The sequence below is a fragment of the Mycobacterium sp. NGS35 genome, assembly GCF_059812855.1.
The window spans coordinates 62,549-86,579 of the sequence record NZ_JCALDL010000010.1 but is presented as its reverse complement, the minus strand read 5'-3'; the positions used below and the strand labels follow the sequence as shown (position 1 = coordinate 86,579).

General features: G+C 67.1%; 27 protein-coding genes and 2 pseudogenes. 18 read left to right on the top strand and 11 right to left on the bottom strand.

All coding sequences use genetic code 11. The features are described 5' to 3' along the window. Positions 1–74: 74 nt before the first annotated feature. Positions 75–1,211 carry an LCP family protein gene (locus tag AC5Y4C_RS16385; protein WP_499964837.1) on the top strand — a complete coding sequence of 379 codons (1,137 nt, stop codon included), beginning with the start codon at positions 75–77 and terminating at the stop codon, positions 1,209–1,211. 20 nt (positions 1,212–1,231) lie between these two features. Here the strand turns inward: AC5Y4C_RS16385 and AC5Y4C_RS16380 are convergent, their stop codons facing one another. Then, the gene (locus AC5Y4C_RS16380) at positions 1,232–1,507 is read right to left on the bottom strand and encodes a DUF1045 domain-containing protein (protein WP_500008505.1); all 276 of its coding nucleotides are present in this window, start codon (positions 1,505–1,507) and stop codon (positions 1,232–1,234) included. Between the two features lie 511 nt (positions 1,508–2,018). On the opposite strand from AC5Y4C_RS16380, the gene AC5Y4C_RS16375 reads away from it, so the two are divergent. Continuing rightward, a complete protein-coding gene (locus tag AC5Y4C_RS16375; protein WP_499910966.1) occupies positions 2,019–2,804 on the top strand; it encodes a hypothetical protein in 786 nt (261 codons plus the stop codon). On the opposite strand, the gene AC5Y4C_RS16370 is transcribed toward AC5Y4C_RS16375, so the two are convergent. Together AC5Y4C_RS16370 and AC5Y4C_RS16365 are read right to left on the bottom strand one after the other, a co-directional pair. Next, positions 2,805–3,611 carry a glycerophosphodiester phosphodiesterase gene (locus AC5Y4C_RS16370; RefSeq protein ID WP_499910968.1) on the bottom strand — a complete coding sequence of 269 codons (807 nt, stop codon included), beginning with the start codon at positions 3,609–3,611 and terminating at the stop codon, positions 2,805–2,807. 6 nt (positions 3,612–3,617) lie between these two features. Then, complete coding sequence (locus AC5Y4C_RS16365) at positions 3,618–4,652, bottom strand: DUF4328 domain-containing protein (protein ID WP_499964826.1); 1,035 nt, start codon at positions 4,650–4,652, stop codon at positions 3,618–3,620. 424 nt (positions 4,653–5,076) lie between these two features. Here AC5Y4C_RS16365 and AC5Y4C_RS16360 point away from each other — a divergent pair, with 424 nt between their 5' ends. The 5 genes from AC5Y4C_RS16360 to AC5Y4C_RS16340 all read left to right on the top strand — a co-directional run bounded on the left by AC5Y4C_RS16360 (position 5,077) and on the right by AC5Y4C_RS16340 (position 8,365). Next, complete coding sequence (locus AC5Y4C_RS16360) at positions 5,077–5,235, top strand: hypothetical protein (RefSeq protein ID WP_499910972.1); 159 nt, start codon at positions 5,077–5,079, stop codon at positions 5,233–5,235. A 120-nt stretch (positions 5,236–5,355) separates the two neighbouring features. Further along, complete coding sequence (locus tag AC5Y4C_RS16355) at positions 5,356–5,979, top strand: superoxide dismutase (protein ID WP_499910973.1); 624 nt, start codon at positions 5,356–5,358, stop codon at positions 5,977–5,979. A 171-nt stretch (positions 5,980–6,150) separates the two neighbouring features. Beyond that, positions 6,151–6,684, top strand: coding sequence for a peptidase (locus AC5Y4C_RS16350; RefSeq protein WP_499910975.1), 534 nt, complete (start codon positions 6,151–6,153; stop codon positions 6,682–6,684). A 244-nt stretch (positions 6,685–6,928) separates the two neighbouring features. After that, on the top strand, positions 6,929–7,600 hold the full coding sequence (locus AC5Y4C_RS16345) for a TMEM165/GDT1 family protein (protein WP_499913705.1): 672 nt from the start codon (positions 6,929–6,931) through the stop codon (positions 7,598–7,600). A gap of 366 nt (positions 7,601–7,966) precedes the next feature. Next, positions 7,967–8,365, top strand: coding sequence for a helix-turn-helix domain-containing protein (locus tag AC5Y4C_RS16340; RefSeq protein ID WP_499910982.1), 399 nt, complete (start codon positions 7,967–7,969; stop codon positions 8,363–8,365). On the opposite strand, the gene AC5Y4C_RS16335 is transcribed toward AC5Y4C_RS16340, so the two are convergent. Genes AC5Y4C_RS16335 through AC5Y4C_RS16325 form a run of 3 tightly spaced genes read right to left on the bottom strand, consistent with a single transcriptional unit; the run spans position 8,362 to position 11,314 of the window. Beyond that, positions 8,362–9,522 (bottom strand): hypothetical protein, encoded by a 1,161-nt coding sequence (locus AC5Y4C_RS16335; protein WP_499913703.1) that lies wholly within the window; start codon positions 9,520–9,522, stop codon positions 8,362–8,364. The genes AC5Y4C_RS16340 and AC5Y4C_RS16335 overlap by 4 nt on opposite strands. After that, the gene (locus AC5Y4C_RS16330) at positions 9,519–10,010 is read right to left on the bottom strand and encodes an ImmA/IrrE family metallo-endopeptidase (protein WP_499913701.1); all 492 of its coding nucleotides are present in this window, start codon (positions 10,008–10,010) and stop codon (positions 9,519–9,521) included. Before AC5Y4C_RS16330 ends, AC5Y4C_RS16335 begins: the two co-directional genes overlap by 4 nt. Before the next feature lie 47 nt (positions 10,011–10,057). Next, positions 10,058–11,314, bottom strand: a complete 1,257-nt coding sequence (locus AC5Y4C_RS16325; protein ID WP_499965208.1) for a hypothetical protein — start codon at positions 11,312–11,314, stop codon at positions 10,058–10,060. Positions 11,315–11,534: 220 nt separating this feature from the next. Between AC5Y4C_RS16325 and AC5Y4C_RS16320 the strand changes: the two genes are divergently transcribed. From AC5Y4C_RS16320 to rraA, 8 genes are all read left to right on the top strand, one after another. After that, positions 11,535–12,191, top strand: a complete 657-nt coding sequence (locus AC5Y4C_RS16320; RefSeq protein ID WP_499910991.1) for a DUF6474 family protein — start codon at positions 11,535–11,537, stop codon at positions 12,189–12,191. Positions 12,192–12,196: 5 nt separating this feature from the next. Beyond that, complete coding sequence (locus AC5Y4C_RS16315; RefSeq protein ID WP_499965210.1) at positions 12,197–12,712, top strand: hypothetical protein; 516 nt, start codon at positions 12,197–12,199, stop codon at positions 12,710–12,712. A gap of 33 nt (positions 12,713–12,745) precedes the next feature. After that, the gene (locus AC5Y4C_RS16310; protein WP_499965212.1) at positions 12,746–13,369 is read left to right on the top strand and encodes a YcnI family copper-binding membrane protein; all 624 of its coding nucleotides are present in this window, start codon (positions 12,746–12,748) and stop codon (positions 13,367–13,369) included. Continuing rightward, positions 13,366–13,863 carry a copper resistance CopC family protein gene (locus AC5Y4C_RS16305; protein WP_499965214.1) on the top strand — a complete coding sequence of 166 codons (498 nt, stop codon included), beginning with the start codon at positions 13,366–13,368 and terminating at the stop codon, positions 13,861–13,863. The genes AC5Y4C_RS16310 and AC5Y4C_RS16305 overlap by 4 nt, the downstream gene beginning before the upstream one ends. A gap of 7 nt (positions 13,864–13,870) precedes the next feature. Then, the gene (locus AC5Y4C_RS16300; RefSeq protein WP_499965216.1) at positions 13,871–14,794 is read left to right on the top strand and encodes a CopD family protein; all 924 of its coding nucleotides are present in this window, start codon (positions 13,871–13,873) and stop codon (positions 14,792–14,794) included. 62 nt (positions 14,795–14,856) lie between these two features. Beyond that, positions 14,857–15,372: a hypothetical protein gene (locus tag AC5Y4C_RS16295; protein ID WP_499952013.1), complete on the top strand. Its 516-nt coding sequence runs from the start codon at positions 14,857–14,859 to the stop codon at positions 15,370–15,372. A gap of 73 nt (positions 15,373–15,445) precedes the next feature. Further along, the gene (locus tag AC5Y4C_RS16290; protein WP_499947915.1) at positions 15,446–16,216 is read left to right on the top strand and encodes a MerR family transcriptional regulator; all 771 of its coding nucleotides are present in this window, start codon (positions 15,446–15,448) and stop codon (positions 16,214–16,216) included. Continuing rightward, complete coding sequence (gene rraA, locus AC5Y4C_RS16285) at positions 16,213–16,704, top strand: ribonuclease E activity regulator RraA (protein ID WP_499913683.1); 492 nt, start codon at positions 16,213–16,215, stop codon at positions 16,702–16,704. Before AC5Y4C_RS16290 ends, rraA begins: the two co-directional genes overlap by 4 nt. On the opposite strand, the gene AC5Y4C_RS16280 is transcribed toward rraA, so the two are convergent. Next, entirely contained in the window at positions 16,685–18,163 is a 1,479-nt protein-coding gene (locus AC5Y4C_RS16280; protein ID WP_499965218.1) for a flavin-containing monooxygenase, read from the bottom strand. The genes rraA and AC5Y4C_RS16280 overlap by 20 nt on opposite strands. A gap of 68 nt (positions 18,164–18,231) precedes the next feature. Between AC5Y4C_RS16280 and AC5Y4C_RS16275 the strand changes: the two genes are divergently transcribed. The 3 genes from AC5Y4C_RS16275 to AC5Y4C_RS16265 all read left to right on the top strand — a co-directional run bounded on the left by AC5Y4C_RS16275 (position 18,232) and on the right by AC5Y4C_RS16265 (position 20,702). After that, entirely contained in the window at positions 18,232–18,873 is a 642-nt protein-coding gene (locus AC5Y4C_RS16275; protein ID WP_499965220.1) for a TetR/AcrR family transcriptional regulator, read from the top strand. A gap of 29 nt (positions 18,874–18,902) precedes the next feature. Further along, complete coding sequence (dinB, locus tag AC5Y4C_RS16270) at positions 18,903–20,096, top strand: DNA polymerase IV (RefSeq protein WP_499965222.1); 1,194 nt, start codon at positions 18,903–18,905, stop codon at positions 20,094–20,096. A gap of 72 nt (positions 20,097–20,168) precedes the next feature. Further along, on the top strand, positions 20,169–20,702 hold the full coding sequence (locus tag AC5Y4C_RS16265) for a TetR family transcriptional regulator (protein ID WP_499913675.1): 534 nt from the start codon (positions 20,169–20,171) through the stop codon (positions 20,700–20,702). Here AC5Y4C_RS16265 and AC5Y4C_RS16260 read toward each other — a convergent pair. The 4 genes and pseudogenes from AC5Y4C_RS16260 to AC5Y4C_RS16245 all read right to left on the bottom strand — a co-directional run bounded on the left by AC5Y4C_RS16260 (position 20,675) and on the right by AC5Y4C_RS16245 (position 23,829). Then, positions 20,675–21,679 carry a PHP domain-containing protein gene (locus AC5Y4C_RS16260; protein WP_499965224.1) on the bottom strand — a complete coding sequence of 335 codons (1,005 nt, stop codon included), beginning with the start codon at positions 21,677–21,679 and terminating at the stop codon, positions 20,675–20,677. The two genes, AC5Y4C_RS16265 and AC5Y4C_RS16260, sit on opposite strands and share 28 nt — an antisense overlap. 161 nt (positions 21,680–21,840) lie before the next feature. Continuing rightward, positions 21,841–22,373 (bottom strand): annotated as a pseudogene (locus AC5Y4C_RS16255) (phosphotransferase); the annotation flags it as partial. Further along, positions 22,340–22,552 (bottom strand): annotated as a pseudogene (locus AC5Y4C_RS16250) (acyl-CoA dehydrogenase family protein); the annotation flags it as partial. The pseudogenes AC5Y4C_RS16250 and AC5Y4C_RS16255, both read right to left, overlap by 34 nt. A 14-nt stretch (positions 22,553–22,566) precedes the next feature. Then, on the bottom strand, positions 22,567–23,829 hold the full coding sequence (locus AC5Y4C_RS16245; RefSeq protein WP_499965226.1) for a saccharopine dehydrogenase family protein: 1,263 nt from the start codon (positions 23,827–23,829) through the stop codon (positions 22,567–22,569). Between the last annotated feature and the right edge of the window lie 202 nt (positions 23,830–24,031).

Genomic DNA, 24,031 nt, shown 5'->3' with positions numbered 1-24,031 from the left:
ACGGCGGCGGGCCGCCAAGAGGGCACGGCGGCGGGCCGCCACGAGAGCACGGCGGCGGGCCGATTCGGCGCCCCATGCCCCCGCCGCGCCGCGAGCCGTCGCAAGTGATCCGTCGCGACCCGGCATACCGCCCGGCTCCCCCGCCGCGCCCACAGCCACCACCGCCACCGCGCCCGCCGCAGCGACCACCGCCTGCGCCTCCGCAGCAGCAGCGCCCGGTCAAGCCGCCGAAACCGGCCAAGCCTCGTCGCAAACGGCACTGGGGTCGCTGGCTGGTGCTGCTAGTCGTCGCCCTGCTGGTTGCGCTCATCGGGATCGCAGTCTGGGTGGACACTTCGCTGCACCGCGCCGCAGTCTTCGCCGACTATCGCGGCCGGCCCGCATCCGGCCACGGCACCACGTGGCTGCTCGTGGGCTCCGACAGCCGCAGCGACCTGTCCCCTGAGCAGCAGAGCGCGCTGGCCACCGGTGGCGACATCGGCAACGGGCGGACAGACACGATCATGCTGGTCCACATCCCTTCGCTGTTGTCCAGCGTGGTGCCGACGCTGGTCTCGGTCCCCCGCGACTCGCTGGTGACGATTCCGGGCAACGGCGACGGCAAGATCAATGCCGCGTTCACGCTGGGCGGCCCGCAGCTGCTGGTGCGCACCGTCGAGCAGGCCACCGGGCTTCGGATCGACCACTACGCACAGATCGGTTTCGCAGGATTCGCGGATGTGGTCGACGCGGTCGGCGGCGTCACGATGTGCCCGACCGAGCCCGTCGTCGATCCGTTGGCGGGCATCGATCTGCCGTCCGGCTGTCAAAAACTCGACGGGCGCAACGCGCTTGGTTACGTGCGCACGCGGGCCACCCCACGCGCCGATCTCGACCGAATGGTCAACCAGCGTGAATTCTTGTCGGCGCTGCTGCACCGCGTGGCCAGCCCGGCGGTGTGGCTGAATCCCTTGCGGTGGCTGCCGGTGAAGAGCTCGGTCACCAACGCGCTGACCGTCGATTCCGGCGCGCACGTATGGGACCTCGCGCGGCTGGCTTGGGCGCTGCACGGCTCCCCGGTGACCACCACCGTACCGATCGCAGGCTCGGAAGACACCGACCTCGGCGACGTCGTCGAGTGGGACAGCGACGCCGCGTCGCGGCTGTTTTCCGCTTTGTCCGACGACGCGGCGGTGCCTGAGGACGTGGTGCAGTCCCAGCCGACGGGCTGAACCCGCCGCATCTCCGATCGCTATTTCCTGCAGTCCATCTCGGCGATGAGTTCTCGAGCGCAGCCAAAATCGTCCGCAATGAACAGTCCGATTCTTTTTGCCTCGAACGACAGATCCGATAGTGCCCTCGGAAGTCGAGCTGCCGGCGCCTCCGCGCGGAGTCGCGTCAAGGTCACATGAGGTCGGTACAGATCTCCGACCAAGTCGTATCCCCACCTTCTCGCATTGTCGACCTGTTCAGGTGAATAGGCGCCGAAATAGCGCTCACGCACGGGTTGACCTGGTCTGAACCGCATCGGTCCTGGCATAGGAAATTTCATAGTAATTGTCCGGTGTGCGGAGATAGCCGGTATGTATTGCAGCGCTTCGCCGTGTATTGATACGCCAGGCGATGAACGCATCCTTTACCGCACCCAGTTGCGCGTAATCGAAGTGCACCATGAAAAGCGTGATATGAACGAATCCGGCAGGCATTGTCGACACGAAAAGCACCGCCGAGCCGCGCCGCCCTTTGGCTCAGCTGCATGGCCGCGGCTATCACCGAAATCATCAGGAATGATTGCGATGTTCAACAATACGGTATCACCATGCTGGTGCTCTTCCATTGCCCGGAACGCGTTCTCATAGTAATGTCTTTGCCGGTTCAGGCCGTAGCGGTCTGAGAAATGGCTGGGAACAACGATAGTGGCGCCCGAGAGAAAGAGCTCCGACGAACGACGGCACGAGCATGGGCTTGCAGCGTTGCGGCAGAACCGCAGCCAAGCCCGGCTCAAGAGATTTTCTGAACGAGCCATCTCCTATATACAGGTGACCATCGCCGTCGGAGGTCTTTTCGCCATTTTGCTACTGAGCATACCGTGGCTCGAGGATCCGCTGACAAAGGTAGGTCTAGGACCATCAGGTAGCTTTAGTCACCTTGTCATCACCGTCGTCCTCGTCTCGATATTCTTCGATGTTCGCGCCCTCAGCGGCAAGAAGTCCCCGGTCCAGCGGCACTTTTCTGACCCCACCGACATGTACCCGTTTTTGCTGGAGCGGGCCCGGTCCATTACTCGCAACGAGGAGAAGCGGCTCGATGTCCTGGGTCTTACTTTGTTTACTGCCTGGCCGAATGTCAGATTCTGGATTAACCAATCCCGTGTTGACGGCTGGACCATGCGATTCACGGCATTCGGCTGCGAAGACAACCATTCACCGTATATGCCAAGAGATGCCATTGAGCAAGCGCGCCATTATTTGAACAGTGTTTGTGCATTTGCCAAGTCGGCGTCTGCACGACTTCACCGAATTGATGTGCAAGCTTTCGCATATGATTTTATGCCGGCGCTTCACGGATTCCGCCTGGGAAATGGAGATCTGTTCTATTCGATCCTTCAGTGGCAGGACGGCGACGATGGCTTGCAGTTAGACAATTTCACGTACGAATTCGTCCCGCGTGAGGACGATTCACAGTCAGCGCAGGCAATTCGGGAGGTCTTCGACTCGTGGTTCCACCGTGCCATGACGCGCGAGTGTCAGGCCGAAGTCGAGCCACCTACTTCGGGGCCGGCGGCGAGCCAAGATGACGGATCGCGCCCACCACACGGCATGTGATCACCCTTTGTTGGTGCTCCCGTCGAGACGCCCCCGCTCGAGCCAGCGCTTGGTTTGCGCAGGATGGTTCGTCGCAATCCAGTCGACGCCCAATCTGCGGCAGTGCTCGACGTCTTCGAAGCGGTCGACCGTCCAGCAGTAGGTGGCCCGGCCCCGCGCCGCCGCGCGGTCGACCAGCTCGGGGTCCTTCCGCAAGGTACTGATGTGCGGGCCGACTGCCGTGGCACCGACAGTCGTGGCGGAAATGCCCCGCAGCATGCGCGACGCTTCACCCAGCAGCACCGTGGGCAGCAGCGGTGCGGCCCGGCGAATTCGCCACACCGCGGCGGGCGAGAACGACATCACTACCGCCCGCGAGAGATCCGCTGACGCGGGTGACGCAATACCGAAGCGCCGCAGCACCTCGAGGAGCGTCTTCTCCACCAGCGCCCCGTAGCGGACAGGGTGCTTGGTTTCGATGAAGATCTTCACCGGACGGCGCCAGTCCAAGACGAGCGCGATGAGGTCGTCGATCAGAAGAACGCCGGTGTCCTCATGCAACTCGCCGTTGGGATGCCATGAGCAGAAGTCGAGCTGACCAACCTCATCAAAGGTCATCTCGCTGATTCGCCCCGTGCCGTCTGACGTCCGGTCGACGCGGCGGTCGTGCAGGCAGATCAGTTGTCCGTCGCGGGTCAGGCGCACGTCGCATTCGACCCCGTCGGCCCCTTGAGCCAGTGCGACGTCGTAGGCCGCCAAGGTGTTCTCGGCGCGATCGGCAGAGGCTCCGCGATGCGCAACCACGAACGGGTGCCCGCCAGACGTCATAGACGTCTATGCTGCCGGTTCTTCACCATCGGCCTCAACTTCGCCACCCGATTCGGGTTCGGATTTCTTGCCAGCGGCGACCACCAGCCAGCGATGTGAGGGCCGTTCGACGGGTGTTCGCTCGAACGCGAACACTAGCCGCGCCGCCGCTATCGTGGCGGCCATCGCGAGTAGGTAGGCGACGATGAAGCTCACCGTGTTGTCGGCGATGCCCTGAGTGTCGTCGGGGAAGCTGGTCGCCGTGGCGAAGATCGACACCAGGGTGCTGAGCACGAACAGCGCCCACCACGACCAGATCAGCTTGCCCACGCGTCGATAGCGGTCTTCGGCCACCGCCAGTTCCATCACGTACGTCAGCCCCCACGCCAAATTCACCAGGGGCACAAGGCATCCCACCCACAGCGCACGCACCGGTCGCGGGTCGGGCAGGTGATGGTGCGCGAAGGCCGCCGCCCGCCGGCCCACCAGCCACCCCGTCAACACCAAAGCGGTGCCGACCATCGCGAACAACGCCGCCACACTGGCCACTACCGCCGCCCACGTCCCGATCCCGGCGACGACGACGTTGAGCAGCATGTCGCGATTCAGAACCAGCAGGACGTAGCGCACGATGTGCAGCAGCGCGGCCACGCCGTACACGCCGATCGTCGTGTAGAGCATCGCCCGTAGCGCCCGTTCCGAGGGGCCGCGGCGCGGTGGCGTGGCTGGAGCGGGTGGCAGCTGGGTGGCCGGATCGACCAAGCCCCACTGGGGGATATAGGCGTAGCGGGGAGTCGGCCCGAGAGGGCGGCGCCGGCGGCGCGGCGGAGGCCCGGAGCCAGGCCGCAGCGCGATCCAGCGATAGCCAGGCGGTAGGTGCGGCGAGCGACCACTTGTGGGTGAAGCGCCCAGCTGCGACGAGCCCGCGCCGGCAGCGGATGAGTGTGTCGGATCGTGCGAGGCGTCCGGGGGCAGCAGCGCGCCGTTGCAGCGCGGGCACCACTGCCGCTGGCGGTCGCGCACGTTCCACCGCGTGCCGCAGCGCGAACACACCTGGATCACGCCGACCAGCGTAAGCCAGGATCAGGGCCTCACTGAGGCGTCGGCGCTGTCAGCTACCGCTCGGCAGAACGAGGTTATCCACAATTTCCACAGCTTTATCCACATCCGGAGGCGCCCGTCGTGCGGCCTTGAGCGTGCATTCTGCACTCAGATCGATGGCGGCTGTGGATAACCTGGGAGCCGCGGACGCAAGTGATCAACAGTCGCGTGCGGGTCTCAGCGAAATGCCTTGCTGAGCTAGCTATTTCGCCTAACAGCTGCCGTGCAGGCGTTGTTGGAGGATCTACCCGCCTGCGGCACAGTTCAATCCGATCAGCGAGATTTTTCTTGCGGCCCGGAAGCGGATAAGATCGCGCTCACAGCGAGTCGATGTGACACATCTCACTGGGGGTGAGGGTGCGAGCGTGGTGGTAGGGGGTTTGTAATGGCAGCGCATCCCATTGGACCCAACTCGGCGGTGCCACCGTCGGAGTGGAACTCCTCGTCGGCTCCATATACGCGCGCACAGATGACGTCGGCCCTGCGTGCGGCGCTGATCGCGCTGGTGTTGCTGGCCGTGCTCGCCATCATCGTCTTGTTCTGACTGGTCCTGACAGGCGCCGCTGTGCGGCCGATGCCTGCGACGCAGGTGTCCTTGCGGTGCGCGCGGCAATGGAGCAGGGTTGTGGTCGAAGCACACAACTGAAGACAAGAAAGGAATCTCGTGGCTGAGTACACCTTGCCCGACCTGCCCTACGACTACGGAGCCCTCGAGCCGCACATCTCGGGCCAGATCAACGAGCTGCACCACAGCAAACACCACGCAACGTATGTGAAGGGTGCGAACACCGCGCTCGAGCAGCTGGCCGAAGCGCGGGAAAAGGGTGACCACGCCTCGATCTTTCTGCACGAGAAGAACCTTGCGTTCCATCTCGGTGGCCACGTGAACCACTCGATCTGGTGGAAGAACCTGTCTCCGGACGGTGGCGACAAGCCCACCGGCGACTTGGCGTCCGCGCTCGACGACGCGTTCGGCTCGTTCGACAAGTTCCAGGCGCAGTTCACCGCGGCGGCCAACGGTCTGCAGGGCTCTGGCTGGGCGGTGCTGGGCTACGACAGCCTCGGCGACAAGCTGCTCACCTTCCAGCTCTACGACCAGCAGGCCAACGTGCCGCTCGGCATCATTCCGCTGCTGCAGGTCGACATGTGGGAGCACGCCTACTACTTGCAGTACAAGAACGTCAAAGCCGACTACGTCAAGGCGTTCTGGAACGTGGTGAACTGGGCCGACGTGCAGGACCGGTTCGCCGCCGCGACGAGCAAGACCAAGGGCCTGATCTTCGGCTAGACCCGCCACCTTTCCGGCGTGACGCCAGAGTCCTCGAGGCTCTGGCGTCACGCCGGTTTTGCGTTGGCACTCGTGTCGTATTGCGTGCCAACAGCAATTTCGTCATCCTGACCTCACCGACCCAGTGGCGTGTCATATCTGGTTCGAGATGTCCGGAGGCGGAGGCGGGATATGAGTACGGGATCCGGCCGGGCCATCGAAGTGGCCCCCTTCCATTCGCGTGGCACACTCAAAGGCTTTGTGGTGTCCGGCCGGTGGCCGAATTCCACCAAGGAGTGGGCTCAATTGCTCATCGTGGCCGTGCGGGTGGCGTCGCTTCCCGGATTGCTCTCCACCACAACGATTTTCGGTGTCCGCGAGGAGCTGCCCGACGAACCGGAGCCCGGCACCGTCGGGCTGGTGCTGGCCGAGGGGCCGGTAGTTGGTGAATTCGCCTTGGAGCCAGGTCATTTCGCCGAGCACACGCCGCCGGCGCTGATCATGCTGCATCCGCCGTCGGAAACCGTTCCGTCGCTGCCGGAATGCAGCGGAGCCGCGTCGGGATGTGTGTTGCTGCCCGGACTGCCGCACCTGGGCCTGGAGCACCGCGCCGCGTGGGTAGAGGCGGAGGCCGACGGCACGGTCACGTCCATGGTGAGCCGCGTGGGCGTCGACCCGATCAGCCATCCCGACACCGCGATTCTCGCCATGCTGCTTGCCGCATAAGGGCATTCGAAGCACGCGATACGGCCAGCCGAAAACCCGCTCGGGCGTGGCGAATTCGGATCCCACTGGCTATCGTCGGAGAACGTAAGCGAAGGGGAGTAGCCCCAAATCGTCGTGTCGACACACTGGCGCAACCGCGCCCGGCCGGCGAACCGAGCGACCACTGCGCGGTGGGCGAGACCTTCGACCGGATGCCCGAGACCCGCGTACGCGCGACCCGGGCAGCGCGTCGAAAGGTCTACAGATGCTCACCGCGACACTGATCAGCTTGGGTGTGGTGTTCGTGGCCGAGCTCGGCGACAAGTCGCAGTTGATCGCGATGACCTATGCGCTGCGGCACCGCTGGTGGGTGGTGCTGTCGGGCGTGGCGGTGGCCGCGTTTCTTGTGCACGGTCTGTCGGTCACGATCGGACACTTCCTCGGCCTGACCCTTCCTGAACGGCCGATCGCATTCGCCGCGGCTCTGGCGTTCATCTGTTTTGCGGCGTGGACTTGGCGCCAACGCAGCGACGACGATTCCCCGCCACCCGCGCCGGAACACCGGTTTGTGTTGGCTGCGGTGGTGTCGTCGTACGTGCTGGCCGAACTCGGCGACAAGACGATGCTGGCCACTGTCGCGCTTGCCAGCGAACACAACTGGGCCGGTGTGTGGCTCGGCGCCACGCTGGCGATGGTTTTGGCCGACGGGCTGGCCATCGGCGTAGGCGCGCTGTTGCACCGACGGCTGCCGGAGCGTCTGCTGCACGGCGCGGCCAGTGTGCTGTTCCTGCTGTTCGGCCTGTGGCTGCTGTTTGACGCGGCGCTGGGCTGGCGGTGGGTCGCCCTCCTCGTCACGTCCGTCGTCGCGGTGTTGGCGGTGGCCGGCGCTGTCGCTTTCTCGTTGCGCGCCAAGGCGACCCGGCGAGCGGCGGAGTGACGGTTCGCCAGCCCGCCACTTCTGTGACCGATGGGGCTGCTGTTCTCCCCCGCTGCAGCAAATGACTGTGCGCCAGCGAGTCGAAGCTTGCCAGCTGCTTGCGTTCACAAGCGTCTTACCGCCTTTGATGACGTGCGTTATAGTATGCCGCAACGGTGGGTTCGCCGGGGAATGTCGCTCGTCAGAGCGGTCGGTCCCGGTCCCGCGCGCGCGCCGCAGAGTAGCTGTCGACGGCTCCCACCTGCTGTTTTCTACACCGGCGCAAATATTAATTTAGTTTGCACTGTTCTCTGAGCACATCTGTGGGTACGATGAGCAGCAAAATAAACGCGGTCACCACACACTGCCACCTTCGGAGGAAAATCCATGAGCAAGACGTTCGCGGCGCGACTGAATCGTCTGTTCGAGACGGTCTATCCGCCGGGCCGGGGTCCCCACACCTCGGCAGAGGTGATCGCGGCGCTCAAGGCTGAAGGCATCACCATGTCGGCGCCTTATCTGTCTCAGCTGCGTTCCGGCAATCGCACCAATCCGTCGGCGGCCACCATGGCAGCGCTCGCCAACTTCTTCCGGATCAAGCCTGAGTACTTCACCGACGACGAGTACTTCGAGAAGCTCGATCAGGAACTCACCTGGCTGGCCGAGATGCGTGACGAGGGTGTGCGGCGGATCGCGGCCCGCACCGTCGGACTGTCGACGGAAGCCAAGGAAGACCTCGTCGCCCACGCCGAGGAGTTGCGGCGCAAGGAGCAGCTCGAGAGCTAGGCGGATCGGGCGTCGGTCCGGCGCCCCACCGATTTCGATGTGTCCTCCTCCGAAGGGGCGCGGCGACCGCTGACGACGAGATCGCGGTATTGGCGCGCGATCTCCAGGATCCATTCCCGGTCCGAGTAGCCCTCTGGTTGACGCAGCCAAGCCAGGCCGGGAAAGTTCGACGCCTTGTCGCCGTCCAGGCTGGCGAAGACCCACCTGGCGATGGCGCCGGCCTGCTCCTGCGGGCTGACAGCCGGCGGGTTGCGATCGGCCGCCGACAGCCGGCCCGCGCGAGCCGCCTGATGCGCCTCGGTAGCCTCCAAGAACAGCCCGTCGGAGATCAGCGACATCTGTTCGGCGACCTGGAATGCCAACGGCCCGCGCGGCCGCACACCCACGCCGACGTCGGGCTGCCGTTCGCACAACTCCTGCAACAGCGGCGCGATGATCCGCATCTCCCGACGGGCGCCGAACCAGTCCTCGACGCTGGGCAAAAGAGAGCCCGTGGCGACGATCAACATCGCGCACGCCAGCAGGGTGATCGCCGACCCGACGCTGACGAATTCCGTGGAACCCACCGCACGCATCAGGAAGAACCCGGTGGTCAACACCAAAAGACCGATTCCGACGCTGAACACGAACAGCGCGCGGCCGCGACGGGTGGTGTTGGAGTAACGCATGCCCGCCCACAGCACCACGGTCAGCGCCAACATGATGTAGAGCAGCGGCAAGAGCCAGGGCAGTGACGTGTGCTGGTTGAGGTTGCGCCGCAGATACTCCTGCGGCGCCATCTCGGGTTGACGCCCGTCGGCGAAGAAGAACACCACCGACACGGACGCGATCACCGTCGCGATCCCGTAGTTGGCCCACGCCAGTCGGCGGGTGACCACGGGGTTCATCGCGGACGCCGCCGACGTGATCATCACGCAGCTGGCCGCAGCGCACAGCGTCAAGGCGATCTGCGACAGCGCTACCGAGATGTTCGGCCAGCGCAGCACGGTGTCGACGAGCAGCGTGAGCGGCTGCCAGTTGAGTGCGGCGACGAAGCCCAGGCTGCCGAGCGCGAGCATCATGGCGGCGCTCACCACCGACTGTTTGTTCACCAGGGCCCAGCCGACCCGCAGTCCCGTGGCCACGCCGAGCAGTCCGGCGATGACCCAGAGGATCACCCGAAGGCCTCGCCGAGGCGGACCTGCACGATCGAGGCACGATCCGAACGCAACCGGCCGAGCCGATAGCCGAGTAGCGCGGCGAAGTCTTCCGCCTCCTGTTCGGCGTCTTCTCCGGCAGGCCCCATGCAGCCGGTCCGCTGGTTGAGCATGTAGCGGATCAGGTCATCACTGACGAGCGCCGTGCCTTCACGAGCCGCGTCCACCACGGAGATTCCTTCGTGGCCGAGAACCAGGTGGCCCAGCTCGTGGGCCAGCGTTCGGTCCCACGCCGGAAGGCCCTGCTGGATCAGGAAGACATCGTGGTCGGCGTATTGGCGCCACTGGCCGCACACGCCGGGTGGCAGCTCCTCCATCTGGATTTCGATCGGCCGGTTACGGCTTTCCGCAACCGCTTGGACCAGCCGCGTCATCGACACTTCGCCTTGCCGCGGGGCCAGATTCAGCACACTGGAAACCGCGCGGGCGACCCGTCGGCTGGCAGACATGCCGCCCCCTTTCGCTCATCGGTGCACTGCCGTAGACGCTTGCCAGATCAGCGCAGGAAACGGGATATGCCCTCCGCTCGAATCACGTGCCCGGCCCTGGCCTGCCGGTATCCGATGAAGCCGCCGCCCACGGTGAACAGCAGTATCGCGGCGGCACCAGGCACCGCGATCGCGGTGATCTGCGCCAGTCCCGCGTTGCGCAGGTAATCGCTGTAGCCGGCCCGATAGGCGACGTTCTGATCGAGTTCGTTCGCTGCCGGGTTCGGCGGCGGGCTGGGCTGTGGTTTGTCGACGGAAAGCGGCCCGGATACCGGCTGCGTCACCGGCGACCGCGGCATGTCCATGCCCATCGGGGCCAGCTCGGCCGGCGGCGCACCTGCACCGAGCAACGACTGGGTGGCGGGTTCGGCCAAAGTAGCCCTCGACGTGGGCGGTGCCGGGTTCTGTGCACCCAGCGGCGTCGTCGGCACCACGATGTCCGACAGCAGCGCGGTCACCCCGTCGGCGACGAACGACGGCAGCACGAAGTTCATCGTCGGCGTGATCAGGAGTCCGGCCAGCGGCACCTTCTGCGCGATCACGGTCAGAAGCGCCACCAGCGGCGTGGGCAGCAGCTGCTTCACGATCGGCGCGTTGAGGTCCAGTTCAGGCAGCGCCCGGCCCAGCGGATTCTTGATCGTGGTCTGCTGGCCGGCCGGCACCCCGCTGGGCACCAACGAAATGGTCCCGTAGGGATTGCCTGTGGACGGGGCGTTGGCGGCTTGTGTTCGCGCCGCCGTCGACGTGTCGGAGGTGCCGTTCTGCGCGGCTTCCGGCTCGCTCGAAGGAGCGGCAGGTTGGCGTCCGCTCGGCTGCTGTGCCGGGGTGTTCGCCGACGGCAGCTGCACGGTGCCCCATCCGGGGATGGTGAAAGCCGACACCGGGCCGGCCTGGGTGGCGTCGGTTCCGGTGGCGGTTTCGGGCGCGGTAGTCGGCCCGATGCGGGTGGGCAGCATCATCATCGGCGGTGGGATGGGGCCCGTCCGGGCGCCGCTGTCGGCCATCTGCTGAGCCAGCCACCGCAGTCCCGGAAAACGGGGCGACTTCGCCGGGTCCGTCTTGGTCCCGGTATCGGCGGGCTGGGATGTGCCCGGACCGGTGGGGTTTGCGCCGCCTGTCCCGTCACTTCCAGGCTCGTCGGCAAAAGCCAGTGCGCCGGAACCACTCATCAACATGCCGCCCGCGACGGCGCAGACGGCGGCGGTGTACCGGATCAGCGACCGCTCCACCATGTCCTCACTCCAACCCCCAGACGACAGCGCCATCAGGCGCATCGGAGTAAGCGCATTGTCTCACATTCGTACCACCGGAAATATCCCAACGGGAAAATTCCGAAACCCTCGACCGGCCTCGGACCGGCACGGAAAAAGTGCCCTCCGACAGCGGGCGATAGTGTTGGTCCACCAACCGCGGCGCGGGCATACATGTTCGCAATGCGCGCAATGCATCGGAAAGCTCGACCAGACGACCGGGAGGCCAGCCCGCATGGGCCTGTTCACCAAGCGCACGAGCAGAGCGACCCGCCGCGCCGAGGCCCGGGCGCTGAAACGGCGAGCCAAGCTCGATGCCAAATACGCCGCGCGTAACGAGAAGCGCCGCATCAAAGCCGAACAACGCGCCGCACAGAAGGCGCTGCGCGCCCAGCTCAAGGCCCAGCGGGAAAGCGACAAGGCGGCGTTGAAGGTGGCCGAAACCAACCTGAAGGCGGCACGCGAAGGCAAGGTGTTCTCACCGACCCGGATTCGCCGGACGCTGACGGTCACGCGGTTGCTGGCGCCGATCGTGGTGCCGGTCGCCTACCGGGTAGCGGTTGGCGCCCGCGGATGGCTCGACGAACGACGCGCCGACCGTCTCGGCGTGCCGTTGACCGAGCTCGGCCAGTTCTCCGGCCACGGCGCACGGCTGTCGGCCCGCATCGCCGGGGCCGAGCATTCGCTGCGGCTGGTTGCCGACAAGAACCCGAAGGACGCCGAGACCAAGCAGTTCGTCGCCGCCATCACCGGCCGGCTCAAGGACCTGTCCGCGGCCGTCACCGCGGCCGAGAACATGCCGCCCGCGCGACGTCGTGCCGCCCATGCCGCCATCTCCACCGAGTTGGACGGCATCGACGCTGATCTGCTGGCCCGGCTGGGCTTGCACTGACCCGGATGCGCCGACTCGACGCCGCAGCGCGCTGGCGCGGCGCGTCGGCGGCGCTGCTGAGTGTGGCGCTGTCGGTGGGCGCCCACGGCGTCGCCGGTGGCGGCTTCCCGAGCGGCGCAACGCTCGTGCTTCTCGTCGTGCTGGCCGCGACGCTCGGCGCGGTAGCGGCGGGCAGCCTATGGGCCGCCCGTCGGGCCGGCTTGATGGCGCTGTTGGCCGGCGGCCAGATTCTGGGTCACGTGCTCGCGGCGAGCGCGGGGCACCTCCACGCGCCGGTGCCCGCTCCGACGATGGTGGCTGCGCATGCCGCTGCTGTCGTCGTGGGGGCGGCGCTGATCGCCGCCGGCGAGCGGCTGTGGCAGGCATTGTCGGCGGTCGTGCGGGCCGTCACGTCGCCGCAGGTGTCGGCCCATCACTCCTCCGCTGCACCCGCGACGGTTTCGGATCAGCCGCCGCAGTGGATGGTTCTGCTCTTCGCGTCGATGCCGCGTCGTGGTCCGCCGGTCGGCCCGCTCCGCTGACCCGACCCCGACGACAAGAAAGCAGACAACCGAATGACACGCATTTCCCGGGCGCTTCACCGCGCCCTGATCCTCGCCGTGGTGACCGCCACGGCACTGACCGCCGGGCTTCTCGCCGGCACCGCGCCGGCGTCGGCTCACGTCCACGTGGACGCCGACGATGCCGTGCCCGGCGAGTGGGCGCTGCTGAGCTTCGAGGTGCCGAACGAATCCGAAAACGGTTCGCTGACAACGGCATTGACGGTGACGCTGCCGGCCGGCAGCGTTGCCTCGGCTGAGTTGGTGCCGGGCTGGACCGTCAAGCTCGATCGCGACGTGGCCGCTGGAACCGTCCGGTCGGTCACCTGGACCGCCGCACCGGGCGGCGGCATCCCGCCCGACCAGTTCGCATTGTTCCGGGTGTCGTTGAAGCTGCCGCAGTCCGACAGCGCGAGTTTCCCTGCGACACAGACCTATTCGGACGGTTCGGTGGTCCGCTGGGATCAGGGCGCGCTTCCGGGCGGCGGTGAACCCGAGCATCCGGCGCCCACGCTGACGATGCATGCCGAGGACGCACCCTCGCACAGCGACGACCTCGCGCGCTGGCTAGCCGTTGCGTCGCTGGTGGTGAGTGCGGCCGCGGCGACGCTTGCCTTGGTGCGGCGGCGCCGGTCATGAGGATCGCTGTCCTGCTGGCCGGGCTGCTGACGGCTCTGAGCTTGGCGACGGCGCCGGTGGCTTCCGCCCATGCCGCCCGGATCGCGAACGATCCCGCCGACGGGGCCCGGCTGTCCAGCGGACCGGCGCAGGTCAGCGCAACCTTCAACGGGCCGCTGCAAACCGCTTTCGCCGCGATGACGGTGGTGGGCCCTGACGGCACCATATGGACCCAGGGCGAGCCTCGCGTCGAGGGCGCCGTCGTCACCGTCGGTCTGCGACCGCTGGGGCCCGCCGGCCGATACACCGTCAACTATCGGGTCACGTCGGCCGACGGGCACCCGGTGACGGGTTCGTGGTGGTTCGAGCTGACAGCGCCCGGCACGGGCACGCCCGGACCCGCGGTTTCGCCGCCGAAAAGCAGGGGCGTGCCGGTGTGGCCGTTCGTGGTGTTCGCGGTGGCGGTCGTCGGAATCGGTGCGGGGTTAGCGTTGCGACGGCGCGGGCGCAGCTGAGCCGGCCATGAAGGCAGCGTCGGCAGTGGCCGGCGTGCTCGCGGCCGTCGTCGTCGCGTCGGCCGGCGCAGTCGCGCTCGCGTTCCCCCACGCGGCTCCCGCGGCTGCGGCGGTGCGGACGCTGGCCGACTGCGCGGCGGTCACCACGCTCGGGCTGACCGTGGTGCCGGCGCTCGACGACGGCCGCCGGCGCGCCGAACTCGCGCGGCTGGCGGCCCCGCCGCTGATCACGGTAAGCGCTGCGTGGCTGGCCGGCGAACTGCTGCGCCAGCTGCTGGCCGCAGCACAGACCGCCGACGTCGCGGTGACCGTGCTGTCGGCGCGGGCTGCGCTCGAGTTCACCATGCATACTGCCGCGGGCCGTGCCGGACTGGTCAGCATCCTCGCGGCAGTCACGGTCGGTGTGATCGCAGCGGCGGCCCGGGAATCGGCCGCACTGTCGGCGGCAGCCGTGGGCACGTCCGCACTGGGTATCGCCGCGCGGGTGGTCAGCGGACATCTGTCCCAAAGCGCCTGGGCCGCAGTCGCTGTCGCGGTGCACGCGCTGGCGGCCGCGGTATGGTGCGGCGCGCTGGCCGCATTGGTGATCACGGTCAGGCACCGCGGTCAGTGGGCCAGGGTGCTGCCGCGATTCGCGCGCACGGCTCTGGTGTGCGTGGCTGCGCTGTTGGGCAGCGGTGTGCTGGCAGCGGCTGAGGCAGCTGGATCGCCCGTCTACTGGTACGCCAGCGGGTACGGGCGCGTGCTGTTGGCCAAGGTGGCGCTAGCCGCCGCACTGGTGGTGTTGGCGTGGCACAACCGTACCGTCTGGCTGCCGGCGGCGCGCTCCCATCGGGCCGCCGTCACGGCGTCGCAGGGCCGCGCGGTCGCCGAGGTGGCGCTGATGGCCGCGGCGCTGGCGCTCGCGGCGGCGCTGGCCGTGACGGGATAGAGGCCTGCGGTAGCCGCTGGCATGATGGGGTACCCCGCGAGAAATTGCGAAGGAGCAGCCATATGGCAGACCAGCCGGACCGACCGGACGAGCCGCGCGACCCCGCGTCGCCGCCTGCCGATCCGCCCGCACCGGGTCAGAAGCCTCCCGCGAAGCGCGCTCCCGCGAAGGCCGCCAAGAAGGCGCCTGCCAAGGCGGCGAAGAAGGCGCCCGCCAAAGGCGCCAAGGCCAGCAAGGCCGACAAGGCCGCGCCGAAGAAGACCGCCAAGAAAGCCGCGCCACCCCCGCCACCTGCTCCGCCGCCGCCGCCCCCTCCCGCCGAGCAGGCGCCCCAGCCAACGCAGCCCGCACCCGAACCGATCAGCGCCACGCTCGCCGACACCAACGGCGAGAGCCGCTACGGCGCTGCCGACGACGTCGCCGCCCGCGCGCGCCAAGCGGTGGACACCGCCGGTGACACCCTGGCTACCAGCGTCAGCCGAATGCAGATCTCGCAGGCGCGTGTGCAGATCGCGGTGGCGCTGGCGTTGGCCCTGCTGGCGATCGTGGTGGTCCGGCGGCTGCTCGCTGGCGACTGATGTCGGCGCCGGGCGTCCCCGGCGATTGATGACGGCTTGACCCTGACGCGACGTCAGGGCCGATAGTGGTGCCATGCACAGCAAGACCGTCGGCGCCGTCGCCGCCCTCACCGGCGTGTCGGTACGGACGCTGCACCACTACCACCACATCGGTCTGGTGGTGCCCAGCATCCGCACCGCGGCCGGATACCGCGGCTACACCGACGCCGACATCGAGCGACTGCATCTGGTCCTGGTTTACCGGGCCGCCGGCCTACCCCTCGACGAGATCGCCAAGCTGCTCGACGACCCGGAGGTCGACACCTTGGCGCACCTGCGCCGCCAGCACCAGCTGCTGCTCGACCAGAGAGACCGCCTGGACAGCACGATCACCGCATTGGAGAAACTCATGGACGCCCACCGCTCCGGTATTCGTTTGACCGCCGAAGAGCAAGTCGAAATCTTCGGCAGCACAAAGTTTTCCGAGGAGTACGCCGCCGAGGCCCAGCAGCGCTGGGGTGACACCGAGCAGTGGCGGCAGTCGCAGCGGCGCACAGCCGGCTACACCAAGGCCGACTGGCTGCAGATCAAGGCCGAAGGCGAGCAGCTGCTGTCCGATTTCGCCGCAGCCAAGCGCGACGGGGTGGTGCCCGGTTCGGAACGCGCGAACGAGCTGGCGTCGCGACATCGCGACAGCATCGAGCGGTTCTACGACTGCAGCGAGCAGATGCACACCTGCCTGGCCGAGATGTACGTGACCGACGAGCGGTTCACCCGCTATTACGACGACGCCGAACCCGGGCTGGCGCAGTTCGTGCACGACGTGATCGTCGCCGCGTACAGCAACGTAGATTCTGGGGCGTGACGAACCGCGTAGAACCCCGCGCCACCGCAGACCTGGTCGACGAGATCGGCCCGGCAGTGCGCAGCTGTGACACTCAGTTCCGTCAGTTCGGCGGTCGGCGGATGTTCGCCGGACGAATCCATACCGTGCGCTGCTTCGAAGACAACGCTCTGCTCAAATCCGTGCTGTCGGAGCCAGGCGACGGCGGTGTGCTGGTGGTCGACGGCGGAGCGTCGCTGCACAGCGCACTGGTTGGCGACGTGATCGCGGGGCTCGGGCAGGACAACGGGTGGTCCGGGATCATCGTCAACGGGGCGGTGCGCGACTCGGCGGCGCTGCGCACCGTCGACATCGGCATCAAGGCGCTGGGCACCAATCCCCGCAAGAGCGGTAAGGCAGGCTCCGGCGAACGCGACGTAGAGGTCGAGTTCGGCGGAGTCACCTTCGCGCCAGGCGAATTCGTCTACAGCGACGACGACGGAATAGTGGTTACGCCGATGCCGCGCTGATCGCCGCCGGGCGCTTCGAGAACTCCAGCGCCGAGTCGTCGACCTTGCCGAGCCGAATCAGGCCCACGTCGAACAGGTAGTTCTGCTTGAGCCGCCACGGCACCTTGTGGCCGGCCTTCGGCAGCCGATCCAGCGCCCGCAGCACATAGCCGGGCGTGAAGTCCATCAGCGGGCGCTCTTCGATCGAGTCACCCGGATGCCGCGGAACCACGGTGTCGTAACCGTTGGCGTTCATGTAATTGATGACGCGACAAGCGAATTCGGAGACCAGGTCGGCCTTGAGCGTCCACGACGCGTTCGTGTAGCCGATCGTGAAGACCATGTTCGGCAGCTCGGTGAGCATCATGCCCTTGTAGGCCATCAAATTGTGGAGGTCCACGGGGACGCCGTTGCGCAAGATCGCGGCACCGCCGAACAGCCGCAGGTTCAGACCCGTTGCGGTGATGATGATGTCGGCCTGCAGCTCCTGGCCTGAGCTGAGCCGGATGCCGGTCTCGGTGAACGTGTCGATGGTGTCGGTGACCACGTCGGCCTTACCGTGCCGGATCGTGCGGAACAGGTCGCCGTCGGGCGCCAGGCACAGCCGCTCGTCCCACGGGTTGTAGCGCGGCCCGAAATGCTTGTCGACGTCGTAGCCCTGCGGCAGGCGCCGCTTGGCCATGGTCATCAGCTGCTTGCGCATGTAGTTGGGGAACTTGCGGCTGAGCTGGTAGACGGCGGCCTGGTAGAGGATGCTCTTCCACCGGATCGCCAGATACGCGAGCTTGGGCGGCAGCCGCTTCTGCACCTGCACCGCGAACGGATCCACGGCGGGCAGGGAACCGATGTAGGTGGGTGAGCGCTGCAGCATCGTCACATGCCCGGCGCCTGAATTGGCAAGGGCCGGAATCAAAGTCACCGCCGTGGCGCCACTTCCGATGACGACGATCCGCTTGCCCTGGTAGTCGAGGTCTTCCGGCCAATGCTGGGGATGCACGATCACACCCCGGAAGTTCTCGGCGCCCGGGAATTCGGGCGAATAGCCCTGGTCGTAGTCGTAGTACCCGCTGCATGCCATCAGGAACGAGCAGCTGATCTCGACGGTCTCGCCGTCTCGGCCGACCTTCAGGTGCCAGGCGTTGTCGTCGTCGGACCAGTCAGCGGCCACCACCTTGTGGCGGTAGCGGATGTGCTTGTCGATGCCGAACTCTTCGGCGGTTTCCTTCAGGTAGGCCATGATCGACGGCCCGTCAGCGATCGCGCGCTCCGACGTCCACGGCTTGAACCGGAAGCCCAGGGTGTACATGTCGGAGTCCGACCGGATGCCCGGGTATTTGAACAGATCCCACGTGCCACCGAGGCTGTCGCGGGCCTCGAGGATGGCATAGCTCTTGGTGGGGCAGCGCTCCTGCAGATGCCACGCGGCGCTGATGCCGGAGATGCCGGCGCCGACGATCACAACGTCGAGATGTTCGGACATGCGGCCCACGGTATCAACGCTGTGTCGAATCGGTCAACGCAGTGTCGACAACGTCGACATGGCGTAGAGTGCCTGCCGTGACCGCTTCCGCACCTTCCCGTGGCCGCCGCTCGTCGCGGCCGTCGGGCGACGACCGGGAGGCGGCGATCCTGCGCACGGCCGAGCGGCTGCTCGAAGAGCGCGCGATGACCGAAATCTCCGTCGACGATCTGGCCCGTGGTGCCGGCATCTCGCGCCCGACCTTCTACTTCTACTTTCCGTCCAAGACCGCGGTCATGCTGACGCTGCTCGATCGGGTGGTCGAGGAAGCCAACGCCGCGCTCGACGGGCTGGCCGAACAACTGCCCGACGACCCGGCTAAAGGCTGGCGCATCGGGATCAGCGCGTTCTTCGAGGCGTTCAGCGCGCACAAGGCCGTCGCCCGCGCGGGCGCACCAGCGCTCGTGCTCGACAGCGCCATCCGGGAACTCTGGTCGACGCTGATGCAGAAGTGCGTCGACAACACCGCGGCCCTGATCCGCGCCGAACGCGAACGCGGCGCGGCACCTGACACCATCCCCGTCGATGACCTCGCGACGGCGCTGAACCTGATGAACGAGCGGGCGATGACGGCAGCGTTCAACGACGAACGGCCGTCGATTCCCGAGGACCGGCTCGTCGACACCCTCACCCACATCTGGCTGACCAGCATTTACGGCCGCACGCCATAGGTGTCAGACCCCGGCGCGACGATGGGGTCGTGGGTCGTGACGCCAGCATCCTGCACGCCGACCTCGACTCGTTCTACGCGTCGGTCGAGCAGCGTGACGATCCCGCGCTGCGCGGACGGCCGGTGATCGTCGGCGGCGGGGTGGTGCTGGCCGCCAGTTACGAGGCCAAGGCCTACGGCGTGCGCACCGCGATGAGCGGCGGCCAGGCCCGGCGGCTGTGCCCTCACGCGGTGGTCGTGCCGCCCCGGATGTCGGCCTACAGCGCGGCCTCCGACGCGGTGTTCGACGTGTTCCGCGACACCACACCCATGGTCGAGCCGCTGTCGGTGGACGAGGCGTTCCTGGACGTCGGCGGACTGCGCCGCATTGCCGGGGCGCCCGTCGACATCGCCGAAAAGCTGAGGGCCGACGTCCGCGAGCGCGTGGGCCTGCCGATCACGGTCGGTATCGCGCGGACGAAATTCCTTGCCAAGGTGGCCAGCCAAGTGGCCAAGCCCGACGGCTTGCTGTTGGTTGCTCCGGACCGGGAGCTTGCCTTCCTGCAGCCGCTGCCGGTGCGCCGGCTGTGGGGCGTCGGCGCGGTCACCGCCGAGAAGCTGCACGCGCACGGGCTCGAGACTGTGGCCGACGTCGCCGAGCTGGGCGAGCCCATGCTGGCGTCGCTGGTTGGGCCGGCGATGGGCCGGCGGCTGTTCGCGCTGTCACGCAACGTCGATTCGCGCCGGGTACAGACGGGTGTGCGGCGGCGTTCAGTGGGCGCCCAGCGGGCGCTCGGCCGCGGCCGGCACAGCGCAGCCGACGTCGACGTGACGGTCGTCACGCTCGTCGAACGCATTGCCCGCAGGATGCGCGCCGCCGGACGCACCGGCCGCACCGTGGTACTGCGACTGCGGTTCGAGGACTTCGGCCGCGCCACCCGCTCGCACACGCTGCCCCAAGCCACCGCCGCCACCGCGCCGCTCTTGGCGGCGGCACGCGAATTGGTCTGTACGGCAACTCCTTTGATCGCCCAGCGTGGTCTGACCTTGATCGGCTTCAGCGTCGCCAACATCGACCGCGACGGCGTTGCCCAACTCGAGTTGCCCTTCGACTCGGCGCCCGACGGCGTCGCGCTGGACGGGGCACTGGACCTCGTGCGCCGGCGCTACGGCACCGGTGCGGTCACCCGCGCTGTGCTGCTGGGCCGCGACGCCGGCTTGGAGATGCCGCACCTGCCGGATTGACCACAGCAAAACAGGCATGAGTCCGTTACGGGCCGGGTAACCGCAGAGCAACAACACGGGAGGAACTGGTTCATGCGCGTCACCAGGAAACAGGCGGAGCTCAACAGGCAGCGCATCATCGACAGCGCCATTCGGTTGTTTTCCGAACGTGGAGTCGACGGGGTCGGCGTCGCCGAGGTGATGGCTGATGCCGGTTTCACTCACGGAGGCTTCTACAACCACTTCTCGTCGAAAGACGATCTCGTCAACGAGGCCTGCCGCGCGTCGTTCGCTCGCTCGATGAACGCCATGCGCGAAGGAGATTGCACGCTCGACCGGTTGCGTGACGACGAGTTCGGCGCCTGCGTGTCAGCCGCGATGCTGAGCGAGTCCGCGAAAGGCAAGGCCGGCCTCAGCGCCGTTTTCGCGAAGGGAATCCGTGAGTTCCTCGACATGCTCACCGAGCGGTACGGCAGCCACGAGCGCGCCGTGTCCAGTTTGAGCTGCTTCGTCGGCGCCCGAGTGCTGGCCCAGGCAGTAGCGCAGTCCGACCGGGAATTGGCGGAGCAATTCGACGCCGCGCTCTACCCGAAGGACGCTCAGCCGCGGCTCCAGGCCAGCAACTGATCGACCGGCCAGGTGTTGACGATCCGTTCGGCCGGCACGCCCGCGTCCAGCGCGCGCTGCGCGCCGTAGGCCAAGAACTCGAGCTGCCCAGGCGCGTGTGCGTCGGTATCGATGGAGAACACGCACCCGATGTGCAACGCCAGATCCAGCAAGCGCCGCGGCGGATCCCGGCGTTCCGGGCGTGAATTGATCTCGACGGCCGTGCCGTGCTCCGCGCAGGCGGTGAATACCTTTTCGGCGTCGAACTTCGACTCCGGCCGCAGGCCCCGGTTGCCGTCGACAAGCCGGCCGGTGCAGTGTCCCAGCACGTCGACCAGCGGATTCGACACCGCTCGCAGCATCCGGCGCGTCATCGACGGGGCGTCCATGGACAACTTGGAATGGACGCTGGCCACCACGACGTCGAGCCGGTCGAGCAATTCGGGCTCCTGGTCCAGGGAGCCGTCCTCGAGGATGTCCACCTCGATGCCGGTGAGGATCCGCATGGGCGCCAGCTCGTCGCGCAGCTCGTCGATCACATCGAGCTGTGCGCGCAGCCGCTCCGGGGACAGCCCATTGGCGATCTTCAACCGCGGGGAGTGATCGGTCAGCGCGCAGTACTCGTGCCCCAGCGCCTTGGCCGCCTGCATCATTTCCTCGATCGGCGCCGACCCGTCGGACCAGTTCGAGTGCAGATGCAGATCGCCCTTGAGTGCCGCGCGGATCTCGCCGCCACCCAAATCGCTTGCGCCAGCACGTAATTCGAGGAGAAGCTGCGGCACCTGGCCCGACCACGCCTCGGCGATCACCTTCGCGGTCTTCGGGCCTACCCCGGACAGGCTCTGCCAGCCGTTCGTCTGCCCCAGCCGGTCGCGCTCGGCCTCGTCCAGCGCCTCGATGACGTCAGCGGCACGCCGGTAGGCCATCACCCGCCGGGGCTCTTCACGCGCGCGGTCTTTGTAGTAGGCGATCTCTCGCAGCGCGGCTACCGGATCCATGACTCCAGTGTGCCGCTTCGGCCCGTGACTTCAGATTCCCGCGAGGTCGGATAGTTCCCGGGCCTTGTCCACCAGCGCGTCGATCCGTGGACGGTGGAAGTCCCGCGGGCGCCATGTTGTGTGGCTCGTCCACCGCTCGGCGCATGACTCCTTCGGCGATGATCGCCCAGCGTGGACAGCTCCCAGTCCAGCGTTGCCATCACCTCGCCCGCCTGCCGGGAGGTGATGAGTTGCGCAGATGGAAGCCGCCATGCACCAGCGTGATTTCGCGTTGCTCGGGCATGGCGGCAGCGAGCCGACGGCGTGGATCCGCGCCAGGGTGCGCGGCATGATACTGCGACCTGGCGACGCTGTTGCGGTGTCAACGCCTGTGCGACCTCCATCGTGTCGACGACCACACCGTCGACGAACTCCATCAACACCAACGGCACGTCGGAGAACTCAGAATCGACCGTGATGCCGAGGACTTCCGGGACAGGCGCCTCGGAATTGCGAAGCGCCGCAACGAGTCTCGCATCGCGAACCACGTCGTGGGCGGAGGCCAGCAGATCACCCAGGCACGACCAGCGGCGTCGGTGACGCGGTACGTCAAGTTCGATTGCCCAAGCCCTATTCGCCGGAATTGAAGTGGCGCCGCGAATTCGATGCCCAAGGTTTCGAGCCGGGAGCGTCTCTCGGCACGACCATCATCGATTGCTGACGGTGTGCCGGGGCGGCCGGGTCCGTTCTCCCCATCACGATCAAGACCTTGCAATTGCGGTGCATCGCGTTAAGGGCGAACCACTTTCGGCCGTTGAGGATGTCGTCGTCAACGTCGCGGACCATCGACATTTCCACGTTGGTCGCATCCGAGCTCGCGACCTGGGGCTCGGTCTACGAGTGGTCGACTACACCGACTCGACGAGCTCGTCGGGCGGCACGCCGACGCGCTCCAGTGCCTTGTAGAAGGCCTGCGGCTCGGCCCAGCTTTCCGGGGCGAACGCGCCGGTGCGGGTGCCGTCCTGCTCGAGCGCCAGCACCATGAACGCGGCGCACGCGGTGCCGGTGATAGCGGCCATGTCGGCCATCAGGTATTTGTCGCGTCCGGCGGTCGGGGTGCGCTTGATGACGGCCGCCGGCAGGCCATCTCGCAGACCCGTGACACGCACCAGCAGCCCGCCACGGTAGGTTTCCCGGCGGCGTGCGGCCGACCTCGCTACGAACGTGATCAGCTCGCCGATATCGCCCTCACCGGTACGGACCAGGTCGATCAAACCGGCGACGGCGTAGCGCCAGCCCTTGGGGCTGCCCATCCGGAAGTTGAGCAGATCCTCCATGAAGTCCACGGCTTCGTTGACGGTCATCTTGCCCTGCTGCACGGCCAGCCCTACCCCGCGAGCGACACCGTTGAAGCCGACCGGGTCGAGCCCGCCGAAGCAGCGGATGCTTCTGGCGTCGGGGTAGCGGCGGGGCAGGGTGGCAGGCTCGGGGTGAGCGGTCTCGTGCATGAGGGTGTGACCCAGGCCGCCGCCCATTGGGGCCGAGCGCGTTTCGACCCAGGACTCGTGCATGACCGGTCCGCCGTTCTCCCACGTCAGGCAGGGGCCCGCGGCGACGTGCAGCATGTGCTCCAGCACCGCGCGGCCAATGCCGGGGCGCTCATCGCCGACGACCCAAAACACTTCGATGTTCTCCACCGTGTCCAGCTCGCTGGCGGCGTCGACCACCATGACGTTGGTCATGCCCGGCGAGGCACCACAGCCCACGTAGAGCGGTATGCCCGCCTCCTGTGCCCGCTCGTAGAGGGACAATGCGTGCAGAGTGCTCTCGATGTCGTCGTCGAAATCGAGGTACGGCACCTTGGCCTCGAGGCACGCCTCGACGACGGGCCGGGACGTGCGGACGTAGGGTCCGGCGCCCAGGACGACGAGCGCAGCGCCGCCGATCGCCTTGCGCAGGGCCTCGCGGTCATACAGGTCCAGCCGTTGGGCCGTTGCACGGCCTGCCGGTAGCCGCCGGACCAACGACTCGAGCAGCTCGGGCCTGATGTCGTAGAGCGCGAGCTCCCAATCGCCGTCGGCGACCGCGAAGCGCTCGATGGCCAGCCGGCACATCTCCCCGGCCGCGCCAATGAACACCACGCGCGGCACGGCGCCGTTGCTGCTGGACATAACCCTCTCCGATCTGTCGGCGTCACCACAGCCGGGGCCGCGGGCGAGCTATATTCAAACTCGACTCGTGTTTGACTATAGGGGCGCGCGCGGCGCGCTGTCAATGCCGAACAGGCGAGCGCGGCAGTCACGGAGCGTTAACACACCACGCCTCTAACGCGTAGTTTCTGAATCCGAATCGGGAGCGGATAATGTGCTGGTC

Bases quoted from the DNA above. Each gene is read 5' to 3' on its own strand.
- AC5Y4C_RS16385 (WP_499964837.1), top strand. From the start codon at position 75: ATGCCCCCGCCGCGCCGCGAGCCGTCGCAAGTGATCCGTCGCGACCCG.
- AC5Y4C_RS16380 (WP_500008505.1), bottom strand. From the start codon at position 1,507: ATGCGGTTCAGACCAGGTCAACCCGTGCGTGAGCGCTATTTCGGCGCC.
- AC5Y4C_RS16370 (WP_499910968.1), bottom strand. From the start codon at position 3,611: ATGACGTCTGGCGGGCACCCGTTCGTGGTTGCGCATCGCGGAGCCTCT.
- AC5Y4C_RS16360 (WP_499910972.1), top strand. From the start codon at position 5,077: ATGGCAGCGCATCCCATTGGACCCAACTCGGCGGTGCCACCGTCGGAG.
- AC5Y4C_RS16350 (WP_499910975.1), top strand. From the start codon at position 6,151: ATGAGTACGGGATCCGGCCGGGCCATCGAAGTGGCCCCCTTCCATTCG.
- AC5Y4C_RS16345 (WP_499913705.1), top strand. From the start codon at position 6,929: ATGCTCACCGCGACACTGATCAGCTTGGGTGTGGTGTTCGTGGCCGAG.
- AC5Y4C_RS16340 (WP_499910982.1), top strand. From the start codon at position 7,967: ATGAGCAAGACGTTCGCGGCGCGACTGAATCGTCTGTTCGAGACGGTC.
- AC5Y4C_RS16330 (WP_499913701.1), bottom strand. From the start codon at position 10,010: ATGTCTGCCAGCCGACGGGTCGCCCGCGCGGTTTCCAGTGTGCTGAAT.
- AC5Y4C_RS16325 (WP_499965208.1), bottom strand. From the start codon at position 11,314: ATGGCGCTGTCGTCTGGGGGTTGGAGTGAGGACATGGTGGAGCGGTCG.
- AC5Y4C_RS16320 (WP_499910991.1), top strand. From the start codon at position 11,535: ATGGGCCTGTTCACCAAGCGCACGAGCAGAGCGACCCGCCGCGCCGAG.
- AC5Y4C_RS16315 (WP_499965210.1), top strand. From the start codon at position 12,197: ATGCGCCGACTCGACGCCGCAGCGCGCTGGCGCGGCGCGTCGGCGGCG.
- AC5Y4C_RS16310 (WP_499965212.1), top strand. From the start codon at position 12,746: ATGACACGCATTTCCCGGGCGCTTCACCGCGCCCTGATCCTCGCCGTG.
- AC5Y4C_RS16305 (WP_499965214.1), top strand. From the start codon at position 13,366: ATGAGGATCGCTGTCCTGCTGGCCGGGCTGCTGACGGCTCTGAGCTTG.
- AC5Y4C_RS16300 (WP_499965216.1), top strand. From the start codon at position 13,871: ATGAAGGCAGCGTCGGCAGTGGCCGGCGTGCTCGCGGCCGTCGTCGTC.
- AC5Y4C_RS16295 (WP_499952013.1), top strand. From the start codon at position 14,857: ATGGCAGACCAGCCGGACCGACCGGACGAGCCGCGCGACCCCGCGTCG.
- AC5Y4C_RS16290 (WP_499947915.1), top strand. From the start codon at position 15,446: ATGCACAGCAAGACCGTCGGCGCCGTCGCCGCCCTCACCGGCGTGTCG.
- AC5Y4C_RS16280 (WP_499965218.1), bottom strand. From the start codon at position 18,163: ATGTCCGAACATCTCGACGTTGTGATCGTCGGCGCCGGCATCTCCGGC.
- AC5Y4C_RS16265 (WP_499913675.1), top strand. From the start codon at position 20,169: ATGCGCGTCACCAGGAAACAGGCGGAGCTCAACAGGCAGCGCATCATC.
- AC5Y4C_RS16260 (WP_499965224.1), bottom strand. From the start codon at position 21,679: ATGGATCCGGTAGCCGCGCTGCGAGAGATCGCCTACTACAAAGACCGC.
- AC5Y4C_RS16245 (WP_499965226.1), bottom strand. From the start codon at position 23,829: ATGTCCAGCAGCAACGGCGCCGTGCCGCGCGTGGTGTTCATTGGCGCG.